This is a genomic window from Trueperella abortisuis, assembly GCF_030811095.1.
In the GTDB taxonomy this organism is placed as follows: domain Bacteria; phylum Actinomycetota; class Actinomycetes; order Actinomycetales; family Actinomycetaceae; genus Trueperella; species Trueperella abortisuis.
Map to the genome: position 1 here is coordinate 2,214,651 of NZ_JAUSQL010000001.1, position 12,525 is coordinate 2,227,175.

The following is a 12,525-nucleotide window of genomic DNA, read 5'->3' on the forward strand; positions in this document are numbered from 1 at the left end:
GGCCCGAGTCGGCTTCGGCCGAGCTCGGCCCGCTTGGTCGGGCTCGGCCCCGGCGGGTTAGGCCCGCTCGGTCGACTTAGACCCGCTCGGCCGACTTCGGCCTCACCACCAGCCGGTGCGTGGGCGCCCCGTCAAGCGCGGAGGTGTCAAGGTCGGCCGAATCGACCAGCACGACGTCGCCGTCCTGCGCCTCGCCGGACAGCAAGAGCCTGGCCAGCTGGTCGCCGATTTCGCGCTGGATGAGGCGGCGCAGCGGGCGGGCCCCGTAGGCCGGGTCATAACCCTCCATCGCGAGCACCGACTTTGCTCCCTCCGTTACCTCCAACGTGATCCTGCGCGAGGCCAGTCGCTTCATCATCTGCCCGATCTGCAGATCCACAATCTGCGAGATCTCGGTGAGGGTCAGCGGGTCGAAGACGATGATGTCGTCGAGCCGGTTGAGGAACTCGGGCTTGAAGTGCGCCCGCACCCCCGCCAGCACCGATTCCTTCTTCTCGTGTTCATCGAGCGTTTCGTCCATGAGGAACTGGGAGCCGATATTCGAGGTGAGGATGAGGATCGTGTTGCGGAAGTCGACCGTGCGGCCCTGGCCGTCCGTCAGCCGCCCGTCGTCGAGCACCTGAAGCAGGATGTCGAAGACTTCCGGGTGCGCCTTTTCCACCTCGTCCAGCAGCACGACGCCGTAGGGCCGGCGCCGCACCGCCTCCGTCAACTGGCCACCCTCCTCGTAACCGACGTATCCCGGAGGGGCTCCCACCAGGCGCGCCACCGAGTGCTTCTCCGAGTACTCCGACATGTCGATGCGAACCATCGCCCGCTCGTCGTCGAAGAGGAAGTCCGCGAGCGCCTTCGCCAGCTCCGTCTTACCCACGCCCGTGGGGCCGAGGAACATGAACGAGCCGGTGGGGCGGTTCGGGTCGGCAACCCCCGCCCGCGAGCGGCGAACGGCGTCCGCAATAGACACGACGGCCGCGCGCTGGCCGATGAGGCGCTCACCGATATGGTCCTCCATGGTCAACAGTTTCTCGGTCTCGCCCTGCATGAGCCGGCCCACCGGGATGCCCGTCCAGGCGGCCACCACCTCGGCAATACCGTCCGCGTCCACGCGCTCCGCGATCATCGGCTCGCCGCGGTCCTCGCTACGCTCCGCCGCCTCGCCGGACTCGATCTGCTCCATCACCTGCGGGATGTCGCCATTCTGAATGCGTCCAGCCTCCTCGTAGCGACCCTCACGGATCGCCTTCTCCAGCTCGGTGCGCAGCTCGTCGAGCCGCACGCGCAACTCGCCAACCTTGTTCCGCCCGGCCTTTTCCGCCTCCCAGCGGGCGTTGAGCGCGGCCAGCTCCTCGGTCTTGTCAGCCAACTCCGCCTTGATGCGTTCCAGGCGATCGGCCGCGCCGGCGTCGTCGTCGTCCTCCTCCGTATCCTCAAGGTAGGTTTTCTCCATCGTGAGCCTGTCCACCTGGCGCTGGAGCACGTCGATCTCCTCCGGGGAGGAGTCGAGCTCCATACGAAGCCGGGAGGCCGCCTCGTCGACCAGGTCGATCGCCTTGTCCGGCAGCTGGCGGCCCGAGATGTAGCGGTCCGAGAGCGTTGCCGCGGCCACGAGCGCGCCGTCGGAGATCGTCACCTTGTGGTGAGCCTCGTATTTCGGCGCGATTCCGCGCAGGATTGCCACGGTGTCCTCCACCGACGGCTCGCCCACGTAGATCTGCTGGAAGCGCCGCTCGAGCGCCGGATCCTTCTCGATGTGCTCACGGTACTCATCGAGGGTCGTGGCGCCCACCAGGCGCAACTCGCCGCGGGCTAGCATCGGCTTGAGCATGTTGCCCGCGTCCATCGAGGAATCCCCGCCGGCCCCTGCTCCAACCACCGTGTGCAGCTCGTCGATGAACGTCACGACCTCGCCGTCGGAGTCCTTGATCTCCGCCAGCACCGCCTTGAAGCGCTCCTCGAATTCGCCGCGATACTTCGCGCCCGCGAGCATACCCGCGATGTCGAGCGCGATGAGGCGCTTGCCGCGCAGGGATTCGGGCACGTCGCCGTCCACGATGCGCTGGGCCAAGCCCTCGACGACGGCCGTCTTGCCCACGCCCGGCTCGCCGATCAGCACCGGGTTGTTCTTCGTACGCCGGGATAGGACCTGCACGACGCGGCGGATCTCGGCGTCACGGCCGATCACCGGGTCGAGCTTGCCTTCGCGCGCCATCGCCGTCAGATCCGAGCCGTACTTTTCGAGCGCCTGGAATGTTCCCTCCGGGTCCGGGGAATCCACCTTGCGATTCCCGCGCACGGTAGGCAGGGCAGTCGTGAGCTGGTCATGCCCCGCGCCGGCGGCACGCAGAATCTCACCCGCCGAGCTCTGGGAGCTGGACAACGCCAGCAACAGGTGCTCGGTGGAGATGTACGAATCGCCCAGGGCTGTCGCCTCCTTGCCCGCATCCGCCAGCACCAGGGACGTGTTACGCGAGGCCTGCGGCTGGGAGTTCGATCCCGTCACCCCCGGTAGGGTGGCCAGCTGGGCGCGCGTTCGCTGCGCGATGTCGCCACGGTTGGCACCCACCGCCTCCAGCAGCACGTTCGCGATGCCGTCCTTCTGATCGAGCAGGGCAGCAAGAATATGGGTTGGTTCGAGTTGCGGGTTACCCGCCTGAGTGGCAGAAGTGAGCGCCTGCGCGATCGCCTCCTGCGATTTCGTCGTCAGTTTGTCCATTGAGACCTCCAAAAATGTCCGGGCGTTGCGGGCGGGGTTTCGGACACGTTCCCGGCGGCGCGCTTCGGGCGTTCGCGGGGCGTTTCCGTTCGCGTTGCCTTGGGCGGCCGGGTGAGGTGCGGCGTCCGAAGTAGTCGTCCACAACATCAACTAAGTTGAGTCTATCGCGCTCAAGTTAGTACGTCTAGAGGGAAGCTGGTTTTCCCTGCCGCGACCTCGCCCCTAGACTGGATTCATGCCAGAAGGACACTCCATCCACCGACTCGCCCTCGTGCTAGGCGAACTCTTCGCCGGGCAGATCGTGCGCGCCAGCTCGCCGCAGGGCCGATTCACCGCCGGCGCCGACATCCTCGACGGCTCTCTCATCCTCCCCGCCCAGGCCTGGGGCAAGCACCTTTTCGTGCCGTTCGTGGTGGGAGGTCAGAACGCCGGAGCCGGAAGCGGACGCGCCGGCGAGCACGCAACGCAGCTTCCCGATGCCGCACTGGACCCAGATCTCCTATGGCTCCACGTACACCTGGGCCTATACGGCCGTTGGGTTTTCAACGGCGACGCCGCCTTCCTCTCCTCTCGCCTCCTCGGGGCGCCCCACATCCTCATCGGCGAGGAGGCCACCGAGTTGCGGGCAGCGGCGCCCACCGCCATTCACGTGACCGGGCCGGCCACCACTCGCGCCTCCGGGCCCGGAAACCACGACGTCGAAGCTTGGCGCCCGCCGGCACCGCGCGGCGCGGTTCGCCTGCGTCTCCTCACCGAGCACGGCTCGGCCGACCTGTCCGGCCCGAACCAGTGTGCGATCAAGACGGGCGACGAGGTGGCCGCCGTCGTCGGCCGGCTCGGTCCCGATCCGCTACGCAACGCTCCCGGCGACCGCGAGCGCTTCATCGAGCTGGTCCGCGCACGGCGCTCGCCGGTGGGCGCGCTCGTCATGAACCAATCTGTAGCGGCCGGCCCGGGCAACATCTACCGCGCAGAGTCGCTCTTCCGCGCCGGAATCCACCCCTACCGGGTGGGCGCGCGGGTCGGCGTCGGCAGGCTCGCCGACCTCTGGGACGACCTCGTCTCCCTCATGGGCGACGGTCTCACCCGCGGAACCATCCGCACCATCTCCCCCGAGCTTGCGCCCGCCGAGCCTCTCCCCGGTGACCCCGAAGCCTCCCGCTTCGCCGTCTACCACAGGCAGGGCCGGACCTGCCTGCGCTGTGGAGCCACGGTACGCGAAGCGGAGATGCAGGGACGGCGCCTGTTCTGGTGCCCAGGCTGCCAGCATTAGTCCGCGGCGTCTGAGTCCGCCGGCCCCCGGCACGAATACCCCGGCACGAATACCTGGGCACGCAGCCCCACGGCCGCAGACTCCGCAACAAAGCCGCCCGCACGTGCGAGTGTGCAACTGGCACCAGCACCCCCTTCACTCACGGCGCAATCCTGCCCTTTTCCTCGTTCTCGGCACTCGCTAGGATGTTGGTAACCGGGTGAACCGGCGTCACCGAAGAGAAGGGCGGACCACATGGGTATTTTTGACAAGGCCAAGGAAATGCTCACCAGCGACCAGGCGGAGGAGTACTCGGACAAGGCCCTCGACCAGGCGGAGAAGTTCGTCAAGGACAAGGTGGGCGCCGAGCACGCCGACAAAATTGCACGAGCCCGCGATGAGATCGATGCCCGCGTGGGCAACGAGAGCTCAATCGCAGCTCAGTCCCCGGTTGCAGACGAGTCGTAGCATTCTTTAGCCGGGTGGGGCGCGGACCGTGGGTCCGCGCCCCACTTGTATGCCCATTCGAGAGCGCGCGCATGAAGCGGGCGATTCGGCTCAGAAATGGGCGGTCAGGGACAAGGCCGCCAACCGGCCGACCTTTCCACGCACCCCAGATGGGCGTCAGGGACAGGAGTGTGGCTCGCGCTCGAGCGCTGCGACATCTAAGAGCCAGGGTTCGCGCGGGATCGCCTCCGGCACGATGTCGTCCGCGCCGGCGTCCGCCGGCAAGCCAAGAGACTCGAGGAGCAGTGCGCGAACCGCCTCGGGCCGCCAGCCAAGATCGGCCAGGGTCACCGCTCCATCGCGCTTGGCCAGCCGCACTCCGTCAAGATTGAGCACTAGTGGTACGTGGATATACTCGGGACTCGTATAGCCGAGAAGGCGCTGGAGGTAGACCTGACGTGGAGTAGAGGGCAGGAGGTCGTCACCGCGGACGATCTGTGTGACGCCGTAGTCCCCATCGTCCACGACGGAGACGAAGTTGTAGGAATAGGTGCCGTCGCCGCGGCGGATCACGAAATCGTCGACAGCACCGACGTATCGGCCGGCCAGCCGGTCGGTCACCTCAAGCTCGACGACGTCAGTCCGCAGCCGGTAGGCGGGACCGCGGTTCATCCCCGCGAGCTTGGCACGGCCGGCTTCCCTTTCCGCCTCGCTCAACTCACGGCACGTGCCCGGGTAAGCTCCCGGCGGCCGGTGGGGTGCGGCGGCCACCTCGGACAGTTCGCGTCGGGTGCAGTAACACTCGTAGAGGAGGCCGCGGGCGGCGAGCCCTGCGAAGATCTGGTCGTAGCGGGCGGTGCGAGTGGATTGGTAGAGGACGTCGCCATCCCAGTCGACCCCGATCGCCGCAAGGTCGGCGAGCTGGCGTTCGTAGTACTGGGGCCGGGCCCGGTCGTCGAGATCCTCCATCCGCATGTGGAAGCCTAGGCCCGCGCGGCGGGCAAAGCCCCAGGCGAGCAAGGCGGTTCGAAGGTTTCCAAGATGAAGGTCGCCCGTGGGCGAGGGTGCATAGCGGCCGGTCACGGCGCCAGTCTACCGCGCCCTACCCCGTTTACGGCTGATTGACGCTAGCGCTACGCGGCCCGCTCCTCGTCGTGCCGCGAGGCGCGCCCTCATCGCCGGGCTCCTTGTCCGCCGGTCCGCCGGGGTCGTTCTCCGCCGGCCCGCCGGGCTCGTTGTCCGCCGGCCCGGTGCCGGGTGGTGAGTGTGGGTGTGGGCCCGGAAAACTCCGGGCCCACACGTACCTAGCATGGCGGGCAGGACCCATTCGTGGGCCCTGCCACCGGTCCGCTAACTGATCGCAACCATCGCCTGCCAGCCATGGCCAACCTGGCGGGCAACACCCCACCAGCCATTGGTCTGGTTCTTGTAGGCAAACATCTTCCCATCCTCGCGGATACCGATCAGATCAAGGCGCCCATCACCATCGACATCACCAGGAACACTGCTTTGAACAAAGTGATCCCAGCCATGACCAATCCGGCCCACACCATAGACCCCACCATCAGCACTACCCGCATAGGCATACATCGAACCATCAGCCGCAATCGCCACCAGGTCACTGTAAGAGCTGCCCACGAACTGGCCCGGGGCCAAAATCGTGGTCATCGCCGACCAGCCATGACCAATCTTCGTCCCCCCAAACAAGCCACCATCACCGACCTGGTAACGGTACAAGTCACCACTAGCCACCTCACGGGCCACCACATAATCCGCGCTCGAGGCACCAAGCTTGCCGGCATAGACAATATTGTCCATACCATTCCAGCCATGGCCCGCCTGAACGCCCTTAGTCAAGAACCCATCACCTCGCGAGTGGAAGTAGTACAGGTCCCCGTTGTCGTAGCGCACCAGGAGGTCGGCGCGCAGGTCGCCGTCAAGGTCCCGGATCGCGCTGATGTGTGTGATCGGCCGCTCGGCGCAGCCCACGATGCCCTTATGGTAGAACCCACCCGTGCCATCGTTGACGTAGAAATGGATAGCCCCAGACTCATCTACCGACCACAAGTCAGCAAAACGATCACCCGTAGCATCACCCAACACGCCACTCCCGCGCGCCGGCGACACCGGACGATCCATCACCTGACACTGCCCCGGCTCAGGCTCGGGCTCCGGCTCAGGTTCCGGAACCACTGCCTTCGCCTGGAACTCCCAGGACGTTGTCGCGCCCTCAGCTAGGACAAACCCAGCCTTAGCCTCAGCCGTGACCGTCACCGTTTGGCCAGGCTCGACCGCCACCGTGCCAGTAACGATCTCACCGCCAACGCGGTATGCCACTCCATCAACCGACGGAACCGTCACTACACCAGAATCCTCATTGAAACTCGGGGCGACAGGCGTCACCTGCATCGGCTTGCCGAGGATGTTGAGGTTGATCTTGATCGGGTCGTGGTCCGAGGAACGGAACGCCGTCGTGTCGTAGAGATCCTTGTACTTGATGTTGTAGTTGTAGCGCGAGTACTCGAAGGCGAGCGGCTCGTCCGCGTTGATGACCCAGACGCCGCCGCCGGCTACAAGCTCATAGGCCTTCTCGTTGGCGAACACGTGGTCGAGTGAACCGTGGTAGCCGGAGAACTGGTAGGTCTGCTGGTCCGGTGCGAGTTCGGCGGCGAGGTCGGTGTAGTGGGCGCTCTTGATCGTGAGGACCGGGTCCTCGGCCGAGTAGGCGTTGAAGTCGCCAAGCAGGAAGACCGGCTTGCCAGCGAACTGTTCGTCCACCCATACGAGGAGGGCCTGGGCCTGCTTCACGCGCAGCTTGTTGTTGTTACCCTGGTAAGCGTCGGTATCCGAGCTGTTGGCAAGGCTGCCCTTGGACTTGAAGTGATTCGCGACAGCGACAAACGACTTACCCGAGGCCTTGCCGCTACCGTCCAGAGCCTGGAACTCCTGTGCCAGCGGCTCGCGCGCGTAACCGGTGAAGTCCTTGTTGCCGATGAGGATCTTGGACTCGCCCACCGGCTCGACCTTCGCGGGCTGGTAGATGAACGCGAGGCGGATGGCGTCCTCACTCGCGGGAACCTGCGACGGGGACTTGACGGCGGCCCACTTCTCCGTGCCGGCCGACTTGTTGAGCTCGGCGACAAGCTTGTTAAGGGCGGCGTCGCGATCCTTGTTGAACCGCTTGGAATTCTCGATCTCCTCGAGGCCAACCACGCTCGCATCGAGCTGGTTGATCGCGGTGACGATCTTGTCCTGCTGACGCTTGAGGTTTTCGGCGTCGGCGGCGCCACGGGCGTCGCAGCCCTTCGCGGTAATCAGGTTTCCTTCACGATCGGCGTAGCCCTTGCAATTCAGCTGGTCACCCGTGGTGATGAAGTAATTCAATACGTTGAAGGTGGCTAGCGATAGGTCGCCGCTGTTTGCGGGAGCGGCAGGACGCTCGTTGTTGGAGAACGACACCCAGGTAGAGGAATTGTCGGTGAAGTTCTCCTCGGTGCCTTCCACGTTGATCGGTTCGGTGGGCTGGATCTTCCACGTGTTGTCACGGTAGTCGATAATCATCGGCTTCTTGAACGTCACATGGGCGCCTGCGCGCGCGGGGGTCTTGACGTCGAGGTAAGACACCGGGATTCGGTGGTTCTTGTAGCGGAAGTTGACCAGATCGTAGGAGATGCCGTCGTCGAGGTTGACGAGCTTGGCCTCGTTGTCGGCGTTAAGCTTGGCGATCTCGGTGGGGTTCTGGTTCGGGTTGTAGACGTCGGAGGGTTGGCGCAGGGGCTCCGTGCCGGGGGTAAGGCCGAGCTCGCCCCACCGCGCCGTGAAGATGGTCTTGTTCTTGCTGGTGTTGTTCTGCAGGTAGTTGTTCGTGATCGTCATCGGCGCCTGGATATCGACCAGCATGCCCTCGTACTTCTCACGGGCCTCGTTGCCCACCGGGAACGTGTCGAGAACCACTGGGGTGGGGACCACGACGTTCGTGTTGTCCAGTTTCTCCACAGCCGTGAGGTTCGCGATCTGGGTCAAGTTGTAATACTCGGTCGCCGTGCCGCTCACGCGCACGAAATCGCCCTTGGCTAGGTTCTTGGCGAACTTCAGGCCGCCGTCGTGGACGAAGATGCCGTGCGAGGCCTTGCCCTCATGGGTGGCGCCAGTGCCCGCCGTCTGTATGTAGAAGCCACTGAAACCGCCCGTGGTGTAGAGCGCCGTGATGACGCCCTCGGTCGTCACAACCTCCCCGTTCAGCGGGGTCGACTCGCCCTCACCTTGGATATCCGCGATGGCCGTGATCTTCGCGGGCTGCGGCTCCGGACTGGGATCCGTATCACCGCTCGGTTCTGGACTCGGATCGGGGTCGACCGCCCCCGAACCAGTCATCGTGTGCTTGCCAAGGTCGGAGATGTCGTCCTTGGGCATCGTGTTCCACTCGATCGTCGCGTCGAACGCGTCATTGGGGTTCGTGTCGCCCGCGGTCACGGCGGGCTTGCGGATGAGAGTCTTATCTTTGCCGTATTCAGTCGAATCGCCGATCTTGCCGAGGGAATCGACCACCTGGTCGCCCTTCTTCAGCACGAGCACGTCGTCGCCGTTGAAGTTGGCAACGGCGCTGGGCAGAACGGTCAGCGACGAATCGTGGATGTTGGCCTGGGAATGAGCAAGCACGAATGTCCTACCCGGCGCGAGCACCGACGACAGCGTCTGCTTGCTGCCCGTCGTGGTCGCGCCGTTTGAATAAAGCTCGACCGTGTACTGGCTGAGATCGATCTCGGAATTCGTGCCGTTGTACAGCTCGATGTACTTATTCTGGTGCGAGCCCTCAACATATTCGCTGATGATGAGGTCAGTGGCGCCCGCGGATTCCGCCTGCGCCGGCAGCGTGGCCAGCGGCACGGCAAGCACCGTTGCGGCAAGGGCCGCGATCAGTGAATGTCTACGTTTCAACAGAGTGTCCCTTCGTGTGGTGGGTCATGCGTGTTTGCACGCCTTAGTCACGACAATATTGACCGTCTCCGACAAATTCGTGTCCGTGCGGTTAACACCGTTGTTCCCTGAGGCATCTAACAAGCTTACACGCTGGCAAACGAACTATAAGATGAAATTGGGAAGGACTTATATGGACATATTTCGCCACGGCGTCGCCATCATTGGTGCCGGTCTCATGGGCCTGTCGCTTGCCGAACGCCTCATTTCCATCGGCACGACGCCGTACGTCGCCGCGCGTCGTCCCGCCGCCGAACTTGCCGCCACGCTGGGCACGCAAGCCCGCGCGATCGACGTCGCCGACATCGCGGATCTTCCCCCGAAGGCCCCGGTTTTCCTCGCCATCCCGCTCTCCGCACTCGAGACGATCCCCGCCGCCGCGCTCGACGGGCGGCTCGCGATCGACGTCGCGAACTATTGGCCGCGGCTCGACGCCGCCGGCCGTTTTGCCCAGGATCCGCGCGGGACGAGTCTGGTCACGCAGGAGCTGTTTCCCGCAACGCGCGTCGTCAAGACGCTCAACCACCTGGCATACTCGGATCTTTCTTTTGACGCGCGCCCTTCCTCCGCCGACTACCGCCGCGGGCAGTGCGTTGCCGCCGACGACGCCGAGGCCCGGTTTGCGGCCGCGCTAATCGTCGACGCGCTCGGGTTTGCACCGGTAGACGCCGGGGCGCTGGCGAATGGACGGCTATTTGGGCCGGGTACGCAGATCTTCAACGGCGGCTGGCGGACGGCGGAGCAGCTGACCCGCATTTTGCGCCGGCTCGGTGATCACCAAGCCGCGCCCTTTGACCTGGGCGAGCACGGAGATTGCCCTGGGCGCGAGCGGCAAAGTGGGAGTTCGGAAAAATATGTCGGTGGGGCGAATTAGGATGAGGGCATGACGATGTTCGATTCGATGGAAAGCTTCATTGCGCAGCCGCGCGTGACCTCGCTTGTGACGAAGCACGGGCGCACGGTCGCCACCGTGGCGCGCCTGTCCAAGAAGAAGGATAAGTATGTCTCCACGCTGGTGGATATCACTGGCGCCGCGCCACGCACGCTCACCCGTTCGGCGAAGGGTGAGGGTCTGATGGAGATCGGCGAGCGCGGGGAGATCTATTTCACGTCTGGGCGTGATGACGACGGCGGCGAGGGCGAGTCGAACGCACTCTGGATGCTCCCGCCTGCCGGGGAGGCGCGGGTGGTGCTACGCACGCCGGGCGAGATCGCCTCGGTGTCGGCCGAGGGTGGCAAGCTACTGCTCACGGTGGCGGTCTTCCCCGGCCGCTCACTGGAGGAGGACGCGCAGCTTGTGGCCAAGCGTAAGGAACGCGGCGTCAGTGCGATCCTGCATGAGGGCTTCCCCGTGCGTTTCTGGGATCACGACCTCGGGCCGGCCTACCCGCAGCTTTTCATCGCGGACGCTCCGCAGCTGGAGGACTTCTCACCCGAGGGGCCGGCGGCTTTCGGCGAGGCGGGCGCCGGTGACAGCGCAGGCCATGGCGATGGCTCGGGCGGCGCGGGCAATGATACAGCGGAGGGCGCGGCGAAACTGCCTGCCTCGGAGCTGACGCTTCGCCCCGTCGCAACGCCTCCGGGCCGACTCCAGGATGCGAGGCTCTCCCCGGACGGCGCACGGGCGCTGGTGACGATCGGAAAGACGGTCAAGGATTCCACCGAGGAGGTCTCCTCGGTGTGGGAGATCGAGTTGGCCCCGGGCGAGGCGCGCGAGGTGGCGATTGCCCCGCGTGAGCGGGAGGATGCACCCAACCATCTGTCCTATTCGGGAGGTTGCTATTCGCCGGACGGGACGAAGGCGATTGTCTTCGCGGAGTCGGGCAACGTTGACGGCCAACCGCTGCAGTTCTGGGCACAGGTCTGGGATCGAGCCAGCGGCGAGCACACGCGAGTGAATTTTGACGACTGGCCAAGCGATATCGCGTGGCTGAGTGAGTCCTCCTTCGTGCTCGGCGCCCCGCGGAGGGGCCGGCAATCCCTTTACGTGGTGGACCTGGCAGGCGACTCGGTCTCGCTTTTGACGGAGGACGACTTCGCATACACGAACATGGGCGTGCGCGACGGGGCGATCTACGCCCTACGCTCGGCGATTAATCGGCCGCCCAGCCCGGTGCACGTGGCGCTGGACGGCACGGTCACGGAGCTCGCGCAGCTCACCCCGGTCGTCGAGGCTCCGGGCCGGCTTGACGAGGTGACGGCCCGCGGCGAGGACGGCACGCAGGTGCGTGCCTGGCTCTGGTTGCCGGAGGGTGCCGGCGCGGCGGAACCCGCTCCCCTGCTCGTTTTCGTCCATGGTGGCCCGTGGGGCACGTGGAACGACTGGACGTGGCGATGGAACCCCGGTCCGTTCGTTGCCAAGGGCTACGCCGTACTCCTGCCGGACCCTGCGATCTCTACCGGGTATGGCCAGCACATGATCGACCGCGGCAATGACGCGATCGGGGATGCTCCCTACACCGATATCCTCGCGCTCGTCGGCGCGGCGGAGGCCCGCGCTGACGTTTCGGGGAAGCGCACCGCCCTGCTCGGCGGTTCCTACGGCGGATACATGGCTAACTGGATGGCAGGCCACACGGGCACCCGATTCTCCTGCATCGTCAGCCACGCCTCGCTATGGAACGTCGGTCAGATGGCAGGCACCACCGACAACGGCGGCTGGTACGAGTGGATGATGCCCTCCCAGGAGGCGATCTACTCCCCGCACCGCTTCGCAGACCAGATCGAGGTGCCGATGCTCATCATCCACGGGGATCGCGACTACCGCGTGCCGATCTCGCAGAGCCACGCACTGTGGCAGGCCCTTAACCGGGTGGCGAAGGTGCGCGGGCACAAGTTCCTCTACTTCCCTGATGAGAACCACTGGGTGCTCAAGCCCTCGAACTCGCTCGTGTGGTACCAAACCGTCATGGCCTTCGTGGATGAACACGTGCTCGGCAAGGATTGGCACACGCCCGAGTTGCTCGGCTAAGCCCGGCGCGGGTGCGCGTACCGGCCGGAGTGCTGGGGCGTGTACCGGCGGAGTGCAGGGGCTGGATAGGCCAAATAGGTAGGTGCCGCGCCGCGCGGGGTTCAGGTCGAAGCCGAACCCCGCGCGGCGGCACCTTCTACGCCGAACATCATTTCGTCGAATTGA

General features: G+C 65.3%; 7 protein-coding genes. 4 read left to right on the forward strand and 3 right to left on the reverse strand.

Features of this window, described 5'->3' with window-relative positions:
- Positions 1-76: 76 nt before the first annotated feature.
- Complete coding sequence (gene clpB, locus J2S45_RS09970) at positions 77-2,713, reverse strand: ATP-dependent chaperone ClpB (protein WP_307635297.1); 2,637 nt, start codon at positions 2,711-2,713, stop codon at positions 77-79.
- A 235-nt stretch (positions 2,714-2,948) separates the two neighbouring features.
- Between clpB and J2S45_RS09975 the strand changes: the two genes are divergently transcribed.
- Together J2S45_RS09975 and J2S45_RS09980 are read left to right on the forward strand one after the other, a co-directional pair.
- Positions 2,949-3,986 (forward strand): Fpg/Nei family DNA glycosylase, encoded by a 1,038-nt coding sequence (locus tag J2S45_RS09975; protein WP_307635298.1) that lies wholly within the window; start codon positions 2,949-2,951, stop codon positions 3,984-3,986.
- 234 nt (positions 3,987-4,220) lie between these two features.
- Positions 4,221-4,433 carry an Rv0909 family putative TA system antitoxin gene (locus J2S45_RS09980; RefSeq protein WP_270976116.1) on the forward strand — a complete coding sequence of 71 codons (213 nt, stop codon included), beginning with the start codon at positions 4,221-4,223 and terminating at the stop codon, positions 4,431-4,433.
- 156 nt (positions 4,434-4,589) lie between these two features.
- Here J2S45_RS09980 and gluQRS read toward each other — a convergent pair whose 3' ends face one another.
- On the reverse strand, positions 4,590-5,495 hold the full coding sequence (gene gluQRS, locus J2S45_RS09985; protein ID WP_307635299.1) for a tRNA glutamyl-Q(34) synthetase GluQRS: 906 nt from the start codon (positions 5,493-5,495) through the stop codon (positions 4,590-4,592).
- Positions 5,496-5,762: 267 nt separating this feature from the next.
- Positions 5,763-9,350: an ExeM/NucH family extracellular endonuclease gene (locus J2S45_RS09990; protein WP_307635300.1), complete on the reverse strand. Its 3,588-nt coding sequence runs from the start codon at positions 9,348-9,350 to the stop codon at positions 5,763-5,765.
- Positions 9,351-9,522: 172 nt separating this feature from the next.
- Here J2S45_RS09990 and J2S45_RS09995 point away from each other — a divergent pair, with 172 nt between their 5' ends.
- Positions 9,523-10,263 carry an NADPH-dependent F420 reductase gene (locus J2S45_RS09995; RefSeq protein ID WP_307635301.1) on the forward strand — a complete coding sequence of 247 codons (741 nt, stop codon included), beginning with the start codon at positions 9,523-9,525 and terminating at the stop codon, positions 10,261-10,263.
- A gap of 9 nt (positions 10,264-10,272) precedes the next feature.
- Positions 10,273-12,360: an alpha/beta hydrolase family protein gene (locus J2S45_RS10000; RefSeq protein ID WP_307635302.1), complete on the forward strand. Its 2,088-nt coding sequence runs from the start codon at positions 10,273-10,275 to the stop codon at positions 12,358-12,360.
- Positions 12,361-12,525: the final 165 nt, after the last annotated feature.